Genomic DNA, 15,737 nt, shown 5'->3' with positions numbered 1-15,737 from the left:
TTACCCTTGCTTTATTACTGTTGATGCTGCACCTGCGCCACCTGCTGATCCTATTGCTCCTCCATTGTTAATTTTAGGAGGCCTAGCCGGCCCATTGGGAGTTATATCAAAAATAATTGGTTCAGGTCCAGACTCTTTTGGGTCTATGGCTGTATTAAGAAAATTTGAAGCGTTCCCCAAACTTGCAATGTACTGCTGTTTGGCAGGATAATGCGGTGGGTTATCATCATCGTCAAGGATTTTTTTACTTGATGAAATTACTTTTGCATTTGCACTCCTTTTATATTTGAGTACTTCTTTAGAATGGTCTTTAGGATCCGAATTTTCGGAGTAAGGTCTATTGTTAAAGAATGACCAAGAACAATGATGAGGTGCCAGAAACAAATCCCAATCTAATGCCTTTTCTTTACTATCATTGCCATACTTCTTAGTCTTCTGAAGAATAATGTCCCAAGAATAATGGTCTGAATCTCCTCCAAACATTGCTAAACACGAAAACCTGGAATCAGTAGCAGCACCTTTAAAACGAGCTTGGAAAACAATACTGGTTGAATTCTTATCCTTTTCAGCAGATTCTAAATGCTCTTTAAATGGAGAATGGATGAAAACCGAGAATTTATTCTGTTCCTTGCTGTTAAACTTGGTTACAATAGAACCCGGGGTTGCACGCAGGTGGTTGAGATCTTGGTAGTCCTTATTGGCATCATAGCCAATAATCTTGATCCTGTTGCCTGCCAAATCCTTATCAGCATGTTTTTTCCTATGCAACTCTAACCTCCGCTCAGCTTCTTGTTGATATGCATCCTCGTCATCATTAGTATGTTCCTCTGCAATCATTGGAGAAAACCACATTTCATCAATGATAATTTTATCCGCTTTCTTATCCTCATTTGAATACTTTTTCGGGTCTCCTTGGTAGAAGTTTCCCTCAAACCCTCTGCAATGGTCACAGTCTCCGTGGGTAAGGATAAAGACATCAACATAAGGATTCCCTTCACGCTTCCCAATTGATTTGAGCAGGTCCTTTTTGACATCGTAAACTTTAGAGTCCTTACTTCCTATTGAAGCCTGCCTAATATTACAATCAACAATAATGGTTGTGCCGTCGGTTAAGGTAATTAATGACTGATCACCATTGCCAACTGGATAATATTTAATTTCTGGGTTTCTCATAAAATTCTTAATTTCTTAAAACTAGAACTGCCACTATGGCTAATCCAATTAAACTAACAGCATTAGCTGCTTGTATACTTGTTGGCTTCTTAAGTAAAACATCATTAACAAAATGCTCGCAATTGTAATTAAATAAGTCATATGGCTTTCTTAACCTTAACAGAGCGGATTGCACTACTTCTTTTCGCTGCCACACATTCCCGATGAACTTATTGACTTTAGTGATTTGCGAGTATTCACTAAAGAAACTTTCGACTTGAGTTAGCTTTACACCTAGGCCGTAAGCATTCTCGCACATATAGTGCTTGCCATCATGCCCCTTTCCAAGATAAAGCGCATAATGTTGAACTATATTAAAATCACTTTTAGGTGCAATAACTGTATCGCCTGGTTCTAGCCCCAATGCCTTTACAAGAGTATAATCTGTCTTCATTCTATTAGCCTCTAGGTGGATGAGAATCACTTCCATAGGTATTCTTCTCCCTGATCTGACCATTCTTACCATGAATGATAAGTTCCGACCCTTGATTCACGGCTATGCCTCTACCAATGCTTATAGCTTCGGCCTGGGTACTTGTAACCCTCGTAGCTCTTTCATTACCTGCACCTTTTACAGCCCATCCTTCTGGATGCCTAACAATGTGTTGATTCTTCTTCATAATACTTTTGTTTAATTAATTCTTGACAAAGGTATAGATAAAAATTACATATGCAAATGTGCAAACAACAAACAGTGTAGTATTTAGCACATACACACAATTATTGTTGCTATTCACACGTTTGATATTATATTTGTGGATAAAATCCATGCGTTTTGTGGAAAAATTTTATTCTTAATTTGGATATATGGCTGAAAACGAAAGTGAATTCTTTGATTTAGTAGGTCAAAAAATCAAAGAGTTGAGAGAGAGAGCCGGATACAAACAAGAAGAATTTGGCAATCTTTTAGGCCTTTCAAGATCTTCTGTAGTCAATATGGAGAGAGGTAGACAAAACCCAAGCTTTTACCTTATATGGAAACTATCAAAGGTTTTTGATATTAATATGTCATATTTCACAGGAGAGAATCTCTCAAATAGTAATGAAAAGAATATATCATTATCAATAACTTTTGAATCAAAAATTTCAAAATTTGCAGAAAATGATATTAACGTGCGTCCAGAGGCTATAGATAAACTACGCAGTTTTGTCAAGGAAAATATATCTTTCTAATTACTATGTTCAATAAACCTGAAAGAGAAGCCGAAAAAATTTTAAAAGAATTAAATTTTACATCTCCTCCCATTTCAATTGAAATTATTGCTGAAAGCAAAGGTATAGAAATAAAGCCCTATGATTTTGGCGAAGGTGTCTCTGGTGCACTTGTTATAGATGGCAACAAGAGTGTTATAGGCTATAATCCTTTTGAATCACCTGTAAGGAGAAGATTTACAATAGCACATGAACTGGGGCACTTTGTACTACATCAAAATGATTCTCCTCTTTGGATTGACAAAGAAAAGATGCAGTATAGAAGCCAAATTCAATTCAGGGATCAAAAATCTGCAACAGGAGAATTGAAGAATGAGAGAGAAGCAAATCAATTTGCGGCTGCAATTCTAATGCCTGGTTTTATGATTAAAAACGAAATAGAGAAAAGAAACTTAGAATTTATTGAAGAACAAGATGTGAAAGAATTAGCCGATATATTTAAAGTTAGTCAACAAGCTATGACAATTAGACTTTCTAAATTAGATATTTTTTGGTATTAGTTTTTCCCATTCTAAAAAAACAGAAAGTTAAAATATTATTCTTTACTAAAAATTAATTTTGCTTTTGTGCAAAATGGTCAACCTCTTTCCCCACCTTTCTACCACTACAAAACAAGAACTCTCTGGCATCGTTGACAGAATCAAATCTGTTGCACAGCCTGAGAAGATCATCTTGTTTGGTAGTTATGCCAAAGGGAAGAATGTGCAGGACCAGTACAATAAGGGAGAAACAACTTACGAATACGTAAGTGACTATGACATCCTAGTTCTCTACAAGGAAACTGAAAAAGAATACTTTGAAATAGAAGATCAAATTCTTCGCACCTACGAATATAAAGCCCCGCTCAGTCTTATTATTCTTCATATTGATGTAGTCAATAACCAGTTAGCCCACGGTGACTACTTCTTTTCTGAGATTATTAATGAAGGTATTGTTCTCTTCGACGCTGGCACTACTGAGTTAGTTACTCCCAAGAAACTCACAGATCGGGAAAAGAAAGAGAAGGTAAAGGCCAACTTTCAATTTTACTTTGATAATGGCTGTGAATTTTTGGAATTAGCAAAAACAAGTTTGGCAAATTCCACAGCTAGTGGCAAGAAACCTAATCTTGCAGCTTACCTCCTACACCAAGCAACTGAAGCTTTCTACAGCATGCTTTTACTGGTTTACTCTGGCTACAAACCTAAAGCTCATAACCTTGACAAGTTCAGGAAACTTATAAAGCAGCTAGCCATAGAGATAACTGAAGTATTCCCTATTGAAGAAGAAGACAAGAATGAGTTATATCTGTTTGACTTGTTGAAGAGGTCTTATATAGCAGGCAAATACAAAAGAGAGTTTGAAGTTTCTTACAACGAAGTTGAAGAACTGGTTGTAAGATTAACCAAGCTTAAAGAAGTCTCCTATGATTTATGTAAGGCTAAGATTGTAACTCTTTAGGACCTGGATTATAATCATAGCTGAAAAATTCACTTAACGTTAATCCGAACGCTTCAGCAAAAAGTAAAAGTAGATAACTGTTCATGGCATGATGCCCATTTTCAATTCTACTTACGGCTTGCCTTTCCAAACCACCTACTGCATCACCCAAATTTTCTTGAGTCCAGCCCTTTTCAAGTCTTAAAGAAGCTATCCTTTGCCCTACTTTCTTTTGAAATTGATTTTTCCTGGAATCCTCCATTAGCTGTTAGCCTAATGGAGCAATGTTTAGATTAATGGAAATACATTTGTAATCAAATTTGTTGCGTTTAATTTTTATAACTATATTTACTAAAGACATCTACGTCTAAGAATTAAGTCTCCTTGCTGCGCCTGAGAACCACAGTAACCGAGACCATGAAACCCTACTGGCTATATATCAAGACTTTAAGTGCGGGCTCTCCTTTGGCATGTACCGGCAGGTTCTCAGGCCAAAGTAGTGTCAACAGGAGGCCCGCGCTTTTACTTTTCCGTCTAACCTGGCAAGCAATTGTTAGCTGGGCGGCCTTTATCCCTCCAATTTTTCTCTCATTACCCACTGTGATTTTTCACAGTTGCCGCTGTTCATCCTCACTTCTTCCCATCTCGCTCACTGCCGTTTTTGTGCAGAGCTGGGATCTGCTTATCTGCCCACCTGAGTAAGGTCTCCTTCCGGTTCGTTCCAGTTGCGCGTGGCGGTAGCCCTGCGCCTCCTTCCTATTTCCCATTCGTTTAACTCCTCCTTCACATGAACCATAAAAATTGGGGCACAGGCCCACTATTGCCCAAACTTTTCTGTTTGGCAGCTTATCTCCCATTCCTATTAGCGGGCATGCTCTCTGTCTTCCCCGCCTCAGCCCAATCTAAGTTACCTGCTAAGGAGGGGCTAGTGGCAGGCCAATACCTGCCAGAGGTAACCCTTACCAATCTGGTGAACGCCCCAGCCTCCACCGCCAAGCTGTCTGACTACAAAGGCAAGCTGCTTTTGCTGGACTTCTGGTCTACCTGGTGCGGCACCTGCGCCGCCTCATTGCCCAAAATAGACAACCTCCAGCGCCAGTTCACCGGGCAGGTGCAGGTGCTGCTGGTCAACACCCGCTCCACCAGAGATGACCGCGCCAAGGTAATGGCCTATTATGAGAAGCGCCGCCAGCCAGACGGCTCCCGGTACGTGCTGCCCTCGGTGGTGGAAGATACCGTGCTGGACAGTCTCTTCCCGCACACCTTGATCCCGCACGTGGTATGGGTGAGCCCGCAGGGTGAGGTACTGGCCACCACCTCCCATGAACAGGTGACCGCCGCCAATATCCGCCTGGCGTTGGCCGGCAACACCACTGCCCTGCGCCGGAAAAAGGATGTGGACTTAAGTCGTCCGCTTTTTCTGAACGCTGAGGCTCCTACGCGGCAGCTGAGCCACTACGCCATTCTGTTCCAGGGCCAGCTGGAGGGCGTACCCCAGGGCACCCACCTGCGCCGTGACCCGGAGGGCGCCGTGACCGGCACCACCGTCACCAACCAACCGCTCACGCACTACTTCGCGCAGGTGCGGCACGCCCTGTTCCCCGGCCTTACCAGCAGGCAGCTGGTGTTCGCGGTGCGTGACTCGGCGCGGCTCTTTCAAGCCACCTCCCCGCTCACGCCCCTGGAATGGAACCTGCGGCACCTCTATTCCCTGGACCTGCTGGTGCCCCCCAGCCAGGCTGACTCCCTATACTTTCGCCTGCGCGATGCCCTGCACCAGTACAGCGGCTACGTGAGCCGCCTGGAGAATAGGCCCACTGACTGCCTGAGGCTCGTGCGCACCGGCAGGCGGGACTGCCTCCGGAGCAAAGGCGGGCCCGCGCACAACGGCCTGCTGCCCTCCAAAGGCGGCAGCGTGCGCAACGTGCCCCTCTCGGCGGTGGTGGTGCGCCTCAACAGCCCCGGCGGCCCTGGTCCCCTGGTGGTGGACGAGACCGGCTACCCCGGCCCCGTGGACCTGGAACTGAACACACCCCTGCATGACCTGCCCGCCCTGCGCCGCGAGCTCCAGCGCTACGGCCTGGATCTGAGGCCCGCCCGCCGCCAACTGCCTTACCTGGTGGTGCGGGAGGCACATAACCTTAGCAGCGAGAAATCTATTAGCCTCCACCCTAAAGTAATAAAGCCATGAGGACAGCACCTTGCCGCCTTCCCGGCCAGACAGACCTGAAGGGGTAACCACCAGCCCGCCACCTTGCCACGGTAACCGGAAGGGGAGTGGGCTGCGGCTTCTGCCACCCTATGTTTGTAGAGGAAGGCTTTCGGCAGGAGATCCCGGCGCAGCCCGCCCTTTCCCAAGCCCGTTTTCAGGCCCATTTCCGGAAACGGAGCCAAAAACGCCCCTTCATCCCAGCAGCGGATGCCAAGTTTTATAACAGCAACTAACTCCCAACCATTGATAAACCATTGAACTGCAATGAAAAAACTCTTACTGTTCCTGTGCCTCCTGCCATTGACCCATTTGGCACTGGCGCAACGGCAGGTGGCAGGCCGCGTGGTGGCCGCCCCAGACACTTCCCCGTTGCCAGGGGCCTCTATCATGCTCAAAGGCACCCAATTGGGCACCATGACAGATGGGGAAGGCCGCTTCACCTTAGCGGCGGTACCTGACCAAGCCGTGCTGCTGGTGCACTTCCTGGGCTACGAGTCCCAGGAGGTGCCCGTGCCTACCCCTGTGCCCGCCAATTGGACCATCGCCCTGCGGGAGACGGCCAACACCCTGCAGGAGGTGGTGGTCTCCACCGGCTACCAGGAGCTGCCGCGCGAGCGGTCCACCGGCTCCTTTGCCCAGGTGGGCCGGGAGCGGCTGAACGAGCAGGTGGGGCCTGACGTGCTCAGCCGGCTGGCGAGCGTGGCCAACGGCCTCACCGTGGACCGGGCCACCGGCACCGGCGGGCTCATGGTGCGCGGCCTCAGCACCATCCTGGGAACCCGGCAGCCCCTCATCATCCTAGACAATTTCCCCTACGAGGGCGACCTGGCCAATATCAACCCCAATGACGTGGAGAGCGTGACCGTGCTCAAGGACGCGGCGGCGGCCTCCATCTGGGGTGCCCGGGCGGGCAACGGCGTCCTCGTGATCACCACCCGCAGGGGCAAGTTCCAACAGCCCCTGCAGGTGGAGTTCACCGCCAACGGCACCGTGGCGCAGAAACCCAGCCTCTCCCACCTGGAGACCATGTCCAGCAGTGACTACATAGACGTGGAGCAGATGCTTTACGGAAAAGGTTTCTACAATAGCCAGATCAACTCCACGTCCCGCCCAGCCCTCACCCCGGCGGTGGAGGTATTGGTGCAGCGCGCCAACGGCACCCTCTCTGAGGCGGAGGCCAACGCCCGCCTGGACACCCTCCGCCAAGTGGACGTGCGGGACCAGTTCACCGACCACCTGTACCAGGCCGCCAAGCACCAGCAGTATAGCCTGGGCCTGCGTGGCGGCTCTGCCCAGCACCACTGGGCGCTGTCCCTGGGCCATGACCAAGGCACAGACAACCTGGATGCCCGCAGCCAGCGCAACACCTTGCGTTTCCTCAACACCTTCCGGCCGGCAAAAGCAGTAGAGCTTACGGCAGGCCTCACCTACACCCTGAACCAGAACAAAGGAGGGAGGCCCGGCTACGGGGACATCAGCATGGTGAACACTGGCCCCCTCTACCCATACGCTCGCTTCGCGGATGATAATGGGAATCCGCTGCCCCTTTCCAAAGACTACCGGCAGCAGTACAAAAACGCCGCCGCCGGAGGTCGCGTGCTGGACTGGAACTACTATCCACTGGTAGAGCACCTCCACTCGCCCCGAACCAATGTGCTACAGGAAGTACTGGGCAACTTCGGGACCCGCCTGCAATTACCACTGGGCCTGGAACTGGACTTGAAGTACCAGTACCAACGGCAGGAAACGGACGGGGAGGCCCTCCAGACGGAGGAGAGCTACGCCGCCCGTGACCTGGTGAACCGGTTCACGCAACTGAACACCGCCACCGGCGCGCTCACCTATCCTGTTCCCCGCGGAGCCATCCGGGATTTGTCGCAGGGGCTGCTGGAGGCACACAACGGGCGCGGGCAGCTCCACGTCAGCCAGGGCTGGGGAGATCATGCCATAGACGCCCTCGCTGGCCTGGAGGTGCGGCACGCCCGCAGCTCCACCAACAGGTCCCGCCTCTACGGGTTCAGCCCAGACATCTTCACCTTCGGCAACGTGGACATGGTGACCCGCTTCCCCAACAGTGTCACGGGTGGTTTGGGTAATATTCCCAGCGGCAATGGCCTGGATGAGGCCACCAACCGGTTCGTCTCCGTGTATGCCAACGCCGCCTACACCTTCCGGCAAGCCTATACCCTTACCGCCAGCGCCCGCCGCGACGCCTCCAACCTATTCGGTGTAAAGGCAAATGACCGGTGGAAGCCCCTGTGGAGCGCCGGCCTGGGTTGGGAGGTGTCCCGTATGCCTTTCTACCGGCTCACCGCCCTCCCGTACCTGCGGCTGCGCACCTCCTACGGGTTCAGCGGAAACGTGGACCAGCGTCGCGCCGCCGTCACCACCGTCAGCTACTACGCCAATCTTTCGCCCCGCACCCAGGGCCCCTATGCCCAGTTCTCCAACTACGCCAACCCCGAGCTTCGCTGGGAGACGGCGGGCATCTGGAACCTGGGCCTGGACTTCCGGCTCAAAGGCGACCGGCTCTGGGGTAGCCTGGAGTATTACCGCAAGCGGGACAAAGACCTTTTCGGCACGGACCCGGTGGATTACACCACCGGCATCGGCCCCACGGTGGTGCGCAACGTGGCCAGCATGGAGGGGCAGGGGGTGGACGTGGAACTCAATAGCATGAACCTAAAGGTGGGTGCCTTCAACTGGACAAGCCACCTCAATGTCAGCTATACCCAGGAGGAAGTCACGGATTACTACAAGAGCTCGCTGCGCGGCAGCGGCTTCGTCAACAGCGCCGCCATCATCACCGCCGAGCAGGGGAGGCCAGTGTACGGGGTATATTCCTACAAGTGGGCCGGCCTGGACCCGCAGACCGGGGACCCGCAGGGGCTCCTGAACGGGCAGATGAGCAAGGACTACACCGCCCTGATGGGGCCCAACGTGCTGGTCTCCGACCTCACCTTCCACGGCTCGGCGCTGCCCACGGTCTACGGCTCCCTGGGCAACACCCTGACCTACGGACCTTTCTCGCTCACCGCCCGCGTCACCTACAAGCTGGGCTATTATTTCCGGCGCGAGTCCATCCGGTACGGCACGCTCTACAGTACCGGCACGGGCCACTCGGACTATGCGCACCGCTGGCAGAAGCCCGGCGATGAGGCCTCCACCCAAGTGCCCTCGCAGGTGTACCCCGCCGTCACCAACCGCGACACCTTCTATGCCGGCTCCGGGGAGCTGGTGGAGCGTGCCGACCACGTGCGGCTGCAGTACGTGACCGCGGCCTACGAGCTCACCCGCACCGCCTGGAAACGGCTTCCCCTGCAACGGGTGCAGGTGCAGCTTAGCCTGCAGAACCTGGGCCTGCTCTGGCGGGCCAACCGCCAGGGCCTGGATCCGGACCACTATGGGCGCACCACCCTGCTGCCCGCACGCAGCGTCTCCCTGGGACTGCGGGCCACCCTTTAACTTTTAAATACCTAAAAAAATGACTTCCATGAGACCCATCGCCTTGAACACCCTTCTGTTGCTGTGCCTGTCCCTGCTGGGGGGCTGCCAGGACTTCCTGGAGGAGAAACCGGACCGCCAGCTGGTGGTACCCTCCACCCTGCGGGACCTGCAGGCCCTGCTGGACAACCACAACCTCATCACCGCCGGGTTCCCCAACGCCCCGGAGATCAGCGCCGACAACTACTACCTCACCGACACCGATTGGGCGGCCCTGAGCCGGGAGGAGAACCGGCGCATGTACATCTGGGCGAAAGACGGGGTTTTCGCCCCCGGCACTAACGACTGGTCCTACCTGTACCGGCCCGTCTACTACGCCAACACCGTGCTGGAGCATGTGGCAGGCATGCCGCGCACCGCGGCCAACGCCGCCCAGTGGGATGACGTGAAAGGGCAGGCCCTGTTCCTGCGGGCGTCCTATTTCCAGCAGGGGGCCATGCTCTGGGCACCGGCCTATGATGTTGCCACCGCTGGCACTGACCTGGCCATCTCGCTGCGGCTCACCACGGATTTCAACGTGCCCTCGGAACGGGCCACCGTGCAACAGACCTACGGCCAGATCCTACAGGACCTGCGGGAGGCGGTGCGGCTGCTGCCCATTGCCACCGTACACGCCGTGCGCCCCAACCGGGCGGCGGCCTACGGCCTGCTGGCGCGCACCTACCTCTCCATGCGGGACTACCCCACCGCTACCCTCTACGCTGACTCCAGCCTGCAGCTGCACAGCAAGCTGATGAACTACAACACGCTCAGCGCGGCCGCCACCTACCCCATCCCGCAGTTCAACCAGGAGATCATGGCGGAGTTCTCCCTCTCGGGGGCCCAGAACACGCTGGACATCGCGCGGGCCAAGGTGGTGCCGGAGCTGTATACCTCCTACCATGCCAATGACCTACGCAAGACGCTGTTCTTCCGGGCCAACCCCGGCGGCACCTACGGGTTCCGGGGCAGCGCCGACCAGATGGTGGGCGGCATGTTCGCCGGGGTGGCCACCGATGAGGTGTACCTCACCCGGGCCGAGGGGTACGCCCGCCAGGGGAAAGCCGACGAGGCACTGCAGGACCTGAACACGCTGCTGGTGACCCGCTGGAAGACGGGCACGTTCGTGCCCTTTAACGCCGCCACCGCGCAGGACGCCCTCACCCGCATCCTACAGGAGCGCCGCAAGCAACTGCTGATGCGGGGTCTGCGCTGGATGGACCTCAAGCGCCTGAACAAAGAGGGGGCGGGTATCACCCTCACCCGCACGGTACAGGGCGTCACGCACACCTTGGCCCCCAATGACGCGCGCTATGCCCGCCCCCTGCCGGAGGACCTGGTGGAGTTGTCGGGCATGCCGCAGAACCCACAGTAGGCATGAAGCAAAAAAGGGGAGGCTGCCATTGGCAGCCTCCCCTTTAGGATGTGTAGAAGATGGGTTTTCTTTGTTGTCTGTCTGCGCACAAGATAAGGGAATTATTTTGAACGGTTCTTCAGGATGAAAAATGAATAACCAAACTGCTGCTGGCTGAAATGCTGGTGGAGGTTGCCTTTCTCCGAAAACAGCCGCCACCGCACGAAAATCCGGCCATTATCCCCCACACGGGCGTACCCCGCAATCTCGTATGTGTTCACCACCCGTTCCACCTCGCCCGACAGAGCCTTCGTGTACTTGTCGAAATTCGCGGTCTGCACCTCGTCAGAGATGAAGCTGATGTGCTGCGGGCGGTAGGCAAGCGAAAGGCTGAACCGGGCATCCGGCCAGAACTGCACCATCACCTCCGGATAGAAAACCAGGTAATCCAGGTCGTATTCCTTCACCAGTCCGTTCCGGACCACCTTGTTTTCAGGGTTGAGCGCTACCACCGAATCCGCCACGGAGGTGGAGCCGAAGCGGAACCCCGCATTTAGGTAGAGGTGGTAGATCCAGTTGTCCAGGAAGAGTAGGTTCATATCCAGACCCACCGCATATTTCTGGTACCGCAGCACCTGCAGCGGAGTGGCGTACCTGGCGGAGCGCAGGCTATGGCTGGTTACATTGTTCACGGTGGTGGCCACCACCTCATCCTGGGCGTAGGGCACGAGGTATTTGTTTTTCTCCTCCAGCTTGGAGAGCGTCAGGGCGGGCCGGATGAAATGTAAGGCCCCCACCCCCCTCCCGAGCCAGCCGACGAACCGGAAACTCTGCCGCCGGGTGGTCATCAGGTTGATCCTTTTGCTGAACTCGGTCTGTATCAGCCCGTTCGGGTTATCCTCGTCCCATCCTTTCACGTCGGTATAAACAATGGCCTCAAATAGTTTGGAGGTCTCCTCCTTGTATAGTTTGATGGTTTTCCCCCCGGTGGTCTTGAAGGATTGGCTATAGGGGCTGAAGTCGCGGTTCAGCAACTGTATCTCATAGTCATACTGCAACAGGTCTCCCACCTTTATGTACACGGCGTTCTCCCCAGCGGAAACCTGGTCAAACAGGGCGATGCGGTGCAAGGCCCTGAAATTGCCGCGGGAGGCAAACCCGATCCCGTATTTGTTGATGAAGACCAGTTCTAGGGGGCGGGTGACCGCCTGGGGCCTGGGCACGGTGCCCTGGGCAGCTGCAGGGGGGGTGTCCGCTTTCCCCTTGGTCTTTTTCTGGTTCCTCAACGTCTCCAGCTGCCGCACGGCATTCGAATCCTCTATCACCCCGTTGACTTTGACGATCTCCAGAAACCCCTCATGGAACTCAAAGGAGACATCTTTTATCCGGATCCGCCCTACCGGCGGGTCCCCGGCGTCGTTGTTGCCCCAGTACGCCGTGACTTCGGAAGGGATGGTCAGGGTGCCTGCCAGCGGGGCGTCAGACTCATTCCCCGTCAGCATGGCGATGATGAACCCGTTGAAAAGCTCCTGTGACCTGGCCTGGAGTTCTTTCTCCTTGTCCGCGGACAGGGCTCTCTGCCCTTCTGGCAGCAGCAGCTTCAGGTTGGCGGCAAAAAAGGAATTGAACGTCTCCACACTGAGAGGGGTGAGGGTGTAGCTCACCCTGTTGGCGGGGGACTCCTCCAGCACCACCTGGAAGTTCATGTCATCTATTTTGTCGCCTTTGAAATGGAAGGGTTTCCCATCAAAGACGAAAGAGCGGCTGTATCCCTGCCCCAGCACGGTGGAAAGGGTGAGGGCACATATAAGTAACAGTATTGAATGTTTCATAGGATAAGTCATCATTGATTAAAATTGCCTAGGGCTATAGGATCCTGCGGGGGACCGTCAGTGCCGCCCGGCCTCGGCAGGCCGGGCGGCGAAGGGAGTATGAAAGGAGACACCCTTCCCTGAAGAAACAGGCGTCTCCATGTCTTTTGGGCTGGTAGGTCAGGTTATTTCTTTTTTTTGAAAGGCCTCCATCCTTCATTCTGCTGGTGCTGCTGTTTCTGGGGTGACTCCATACCCGGGGTATCTTTGGAGACGGGATCCGGGCAAGTGGTGCCCGGCAACCTTACGGAGGGAAGGCAATAGACGAAGTCCGGAAGGGAGGGCCGGAAGCCCATATTCCCTTTGGGACTCTGCAAGTGGCAGTCCGCAAACCAGGTCTTCCCCCAATTGGTCTGAACGACATAGTCCTTGACCGCCCCCTCCCGTTGTAGCAGGAAGAGGTGCAGGGTGGCGGAGGCCTCGGTGCCGAACTCGATAGCCCCGAAATTCAGGGCGGGGGCACTTATCCTCAGACAGGGCTGCAGGAGCGTGGAGTCACAACTCACCCGCTCTTGGGGCTGGAGGGCCTGCTGGTCCGCCGGGCGCAGGGGCTCGGGCACGGAAAAGTCCGCTTGGCTCCGACGCTGCGCATCGGCGAAAAACTGCAGGTCGTCCTTGAATTTCCTTCGGTCAAGGGAGGCATGGGAAAGACCACTGGCGACGATCTCATAGGCCAACACCTGCGCATCGGCGCTTTTATCACATGAATACCACACCTCGGAGATGGCCCCCTCATGGATATCCCCGCTGAGCAGCAGGGGGCGGATATCTGCCTTGCGCAGCCGGACGAGGTGTTTGACTAGGGCTTGCCGCTGGACGTGGTTCCGGTTGAAACCCGACTCCCACCCGTCGCGGTTATCGTCCTTGGATTCCCCAAACGAGACCACGTTCAATAAGGTGCGGCTGCTGCCTTTGTAGGATTTGAAAAAAGGCATGGACGAGACGATCATTATTTCCCTGCCATGGGCCTCGGGATTCGCCAACAGCCGGTTCACCCACTCTTCGAAGGCTTTCATCTGGTCTTCCCCCATCACCTGCTGGAGCTGGGTGTTGCGCTGGCTGCGCAGGTCAAAGGCGAATCCCCGCACCGGGCCGACCTGGAACTCCTGGTGGAGCGGGGCCGTGTCCCCAGTCCCCGGGCTACCGGGCCCCAGGGCAAACTGGTGCTGGAGATATCCCCGGCGGGCCGCCCGGTAAGCGCCGGCAAGGCCTTCCGCGGAAGAGAGGTGGGTAGGGTTGCCGTCCTGGTACTCATCCCCATGGGACCCCCACCCGTCCCTGATTTCGTGGTCATCCCACACCCCCACGGTCGGCAGCCGGGCGAACACATCCGAAAGGGTGGAGAAGGCCCCGTAAAACCGGTAGGTACTCTCCACATGGCGTTCAAAGGCGATGGAATCTGCCCGCCACCGCGGCTTGGGCCGGTTGTTGAAGTTCCAGCCGGTCAGTGGGTGTTTTTTCACTTTTTTATCATAGCCCGTGTCCATGTACACTTGGTCTCCTGTGCCTATCACCAGCCTTGCCGGGGGGAGTGACAACATAGTGAGGTGCGGGGCGGGTTCATAGTCGGTTGGCCAGGTGGCATAGTTGGCCCTGATGTCCGCCTCGTTCAATTTTCCTACATGCGGGGCCGGTTCCAGGGAGGCGCGGTAACGCCTTGAGGCCTGCTGAACGCGGGCCGCTTGCCCCTCTCCCAAGGCGACCGCCCTGAACACCTCCCTGAGCTCGCGGTTCCTTTCCCCGAAGTCGCCATTCAGCACCAAGGGCTCCCCGTCCTTTCCCACCTTGAACGGCTCGAAGCAGCCGTAGGCCAGAACCGTGAACGGCGTGGCAGGCTCCAGCAGCTTCTCCCTGCCCATCGGCCATACCGCCTTGGCCACGGTCCAGGTGGCTTTCTCAGTGGTGTCCCTCGCGAAGGTCACCCAAAGCTGTGGATGAGCGAACGCAATGGTTTGGGTCGCCGTGAAAAACGGTGGTTCCAGCCGGCGGAATGGGGAAGTAAATACCCCATCGGGGGTCTCTATCCTGAAATAGGGTAGATCGGGTGAGCCTTTGACCCAAATTCTGGGTTTGCCGTCAGCGCTCGGGTAGGCCACCCGCACCTGGCCTCCGGAGGGGTTGTAATCCATGGTGGGCAAGGCGGGGAACCACGTGTCCCTGGTATCCGGCTTTTGGGCGTGGGCGGTCAGCATAGAAAGCAACAGTACAAACGAGGGTAGATAGCGGGATGTCTTTTGCATAGGGTTGGCTTCTTAGGGAACGGACCAGAGAATTATGGGATAGGGCTAGCTCTAAGGTATATATGTGATAGGAGGTATAGCGGTTAAAAGGCTGGGCAAACTTTCCCGGCCAGGATGCGCCTGTCCCCTGGATGAGTACCGGGAAGAAGGCAAACCGGTAGGGTGGCTTTTCTCCCATCCCCGTTCCACCAAAACTGTTCTTCCGGAGCGGGTGCGCACATAATTGAAAAAGTAGGCCGCAGCACCGATCGTAATCCTGCCAGTCCATTCCGCTGGTACGGGTAAGCAATCCCTTTCCCCAGCCAGTACTAATAAAGTGAGCCAACTCCAACCATGTAGAAACAAGGGTGATGCTGCGTACCTAGAAGCCTGGCGGTACCTGAAAAGACCGAATCCGGAGGTTTCTGCTTGGCGGTGACATTTCCTGGCAGACACCTCTTCTAGTTAAGGGCAGGTCCTTCTCCGGGATTGCATTTACAGCGGCGGCTAATCAATGGCGTTGGTTTTTCCGCTGTCCAAAGCCAAGTGGGCAGCCCCTATGGGAACATTGTAAATCAATACTTTAAATTTCAATTATCCAAATAATAGAGATTGTGATTATTCCCATCGGAGCAATCGACACACTAGGCATCTAAAGAATAGAACCAAGGATTTACCCATCCTCCGGCAAGGGCTTCCTAGGTAGGGGCGATTCCCTTTGGTCAATCAGGAAAGGCACACACTTCCAGGTCAAT

General features: G+C 54.2%; 12 protein-coding genes. 6 read left to right on the top strand and 6 right to left on the bottom strand.

Annotation, left to right across the window (positions count from 1 at the left end):
• The 3 genes from IMY23_RS14475 to IMY23_RS14465 are packed head-to-tail and all read right to left on the bottom strand — an operon-like array spanning position 1 to position 1,835.
• Positions 1–1,173, bottom strand: coding sequence for a cobyric acid synthase CobQ (locus IMY23_RS14475; protein WP_192822775.1), 1,173 nt, complete (start codon positions 1,171–1,173; stop codon positions 1–3).
• Between the two features lie 7 nt (positions 1,174–1,180).
• The gene (locus IMY23_RS14470) at positions 1,181–1,642 is read right to left on the bottom strand and encodes a lecithin retinol acyltransferase family protein (RefSeq protein ID WP_192822774.1); all 462 of its coding nucleotides are present in this window, start codon (positions 1,640–1,642) and stop codon (positions 1,181–1,183) included.
• On the bottom strand, positions 1,611–1,835 hold the full coding sequence (locus IMY23_RS14465; protein WP_370589910.1) for a DUF2188 domain-containing protein: 225 nt from the start codon (positions 1,833–1,835) through the stop codon (positions 1,611–1,613). Before IMY23_RS14465 ends, IMY23_RS14470 begins: the two co-directional genes overlap by 32 nt.
• Before the next feature lie 184 nt (positions 1,836–2,019).
• Here IMY23_RS14465 and IMY23_RS14460 point away from each other — a divergent pair, with 184 nt between their 5' ends.
• The 3 genes from IMY23_RS14460 to IMY23_RS14450 all read left to right on the top strand — a co-directional run bounded on the left by IMY23_RS14460 (position 2,020) and on the right by IMY23_RS14450 (position 3,864).
• Complete coding sequence (locus tag IMY23_RS14460) at positions 2,020–2,385, top strand: helix-turn-helix domain-containing protein (protein WP_192822772.1); 366 nt, start codon at positions 2,020–2,022, stop codon at positions 2,383–2,385.
• Positions 2,386–2,390: 5 nt separating this feature from the next.
• A complete protein-coding gene (locus IMY23_RS14455; protein WP_192822771.1) occupies positions 2,391–2,924 on the top strand; it encodes an ImmA/IrrE family metallo-endopeptidase in 534 nt (177 codons plus the stop codon).
• A gap of 73 nt (positions 2,925–2,997) precedes the next feature.
• Complete coding sequence (locus IMY23_RS14450; protein WP_192822770.1) at positions 2,998–3,864, top strand: hypothetical protein; 867 nt, start codon at positions 2,998–3,000, stop codon at positions 3,862–3,864.
• On the opposite strand, the gene IMY23_RS14445 is transcribed toward IMY23_RS14450, so the two are convergent.
• Positions 3,845–4,105 (bottom strand): helix-turn-helix transcriptional regulator, encoded by a 261-nt coding sequence (locus tag IMY23_RS14445; protein WP_192822769.1) that lies wholly within the window; start codon positions 4,103–4,105, stop codon positions 3,845–3,847. The two genes, IMY23_RS14450 and IMY23_RS14445, sit on opposite strands and share 20 nt — an antisense overlap.
• 576 nt (positions 4,106–4,681) lie before the next feature.
• Between IMY23_RS14445 and IMY23_RS14440 the strand changes: the two genes are divergently transcribed.
• The 3 genes from IMY23_RS14440 to IMY23_RS14430 all read left to right on the top strand — a co-directional run bounded on the left by IMY23_RS14440 (position 4,682) and on the right by IMY23_RS14430 (position 10,913).
• Positions 4,682–6,034: a TlpA disulfide reductase family protein gene (locus IMY23_RS14440; protein WP_192822768.1), complete on the top strand. Its 1,353-nt coding sequence runs from the start codon at positions 4,682–4,684 to the stop codon at positions 6,032–6,034.
• 285 nt (positions 6,035–6,319) lie between these two features.
• Positions 6,320–9,520: a SusC/RagA family TonB-linked outer membrane protein gene (locus IMY23_RS14435; protein WP_192822767.1), complete on the top strand. Its 3,201-nt coding sequence runs from the start codon at positions 6,320–6,322 to the stop codon at positions 9,518–9,520.
• 43 nt (positions 9,521–9,563) lie between these two features.
• Positions 9,564–10,913, top strand: coding sequence for a RagB/SusD family nutrient uptake outer membrane protein (locus IMY23_RS14430; RefSeq protein WP_192822766.1), 1,350 nt, complete (start codon positions 9,564–9,566; stop codon positions 10,911–10,913).
• A gap of 101 nt (positions 10,914–11,014) precedes the next feature.
• On the opposite strand, the gene IMY23_RS14425 is transcribed toward IMY23_RS14430, so the two are convergent.
• Both IMY23_RS14425 and IMY23_RS14420 read right to left on the bottom strand, forming a co-directional pair.
• Positions 11,015–12,724, bottom strand: coding sequence for a hypothetical protein (locus IMY23_RS14425; protein ID WP_192822765.1), 1,710 nt, complete (start codon positions 12,722–12,724; stop codon positions 11,015–11,017).
• A gap of 164 nt (positions 12,725–12,888) precedes the next feature.
• Positions 12,889–15,003 (bottom strand): alkaline phosphatase D family protein, encoded by a 2,115-nt coding sequence (locus IMY23_RS14420; RefSeq protein WP_192822764.1) that lies wholly within the window; start codon positions 15,001–15,003, stop codon positions 12,889–12,891.
• Positions 15,004–15,737: the final 734 nt, after the last annotated feature.

The sequence above is a fragment of the Rufibacter sp. LB8 genome (genome assembly GCF_014876185.1).
Lineage (GTDB): Bacteria > Bacteroidota > Bacteroidia > Cytophagales > Hymenobacteraceae > Nibribacter.
The sequence above is the reverse complement of the archived record's forward strand: the minus strand, read 5'-3'. Positions and strand labels throughout refer to the sequence as shown.

Coding starts and splice junctions, on each gene's coding strand:
- IMY23_RS14475 (WP_192822775.1), bottom strand. CDS start 1,173: ATGAGAAACCCAGAAATTAAATATTATCCAGTTGGCAATGGTGATCAG.
- IMY23_RS14470 (WP_192822774.1), bottom strand. CDS start 1,642: ATGGAAGTGATTCTCATCCACCTAGAGGCTAATAGAATGAAGACAGAT.
- IMY23_RS14460 (WP_192822772.1), top strand. CDS start 2,020: ATGGCTGAAAACGAAAGTGAATTCTTTGATTTAGTAGGTCAAAAAATC.
- IMY23_RS14455 (WP_192822771.1), top strand. CDS start 2,391: ATGTTCAATAAACCTGAAAGAGAAGCCGAAAAAATTTTAAAAGAATTA.
- IMY23_RS14450 (WP_192822770.1), top strand. CDS start 2,998: ATGGTCAACCTCTTTCCCCACCTTTCTACCACTACAAAACAAGAACTC.
- IMY23_RS14445 (WP_192822769.1), bottom strand. CDS start 4,105: ATGGAGGATTCCAGGAAAAATCAATTTCAAAAGAAAGTAGGGCAAAGG.
- IMY23_RS14435 (WP_192822767.1), top strand. CDS start 6,320: ATGAAAAAACTCTTACTGTTCCTGTGCCTCCTGCCATTGACCCATTTG.
- IMY23_RS14425 (WP_192822765.1), bottom strand. CDS start 12,724: ATGAAACATTCAATACTGTTACTTATATGTGCCCTCACCCTTTCCACC.
- IMY23_RS14420 (WP_192822764.1), bottom strand. CDS start 15,003: ATGCAAAAGACATCCCGCTATCTACCCTCGTTTGTACTGTTGCTTTCT.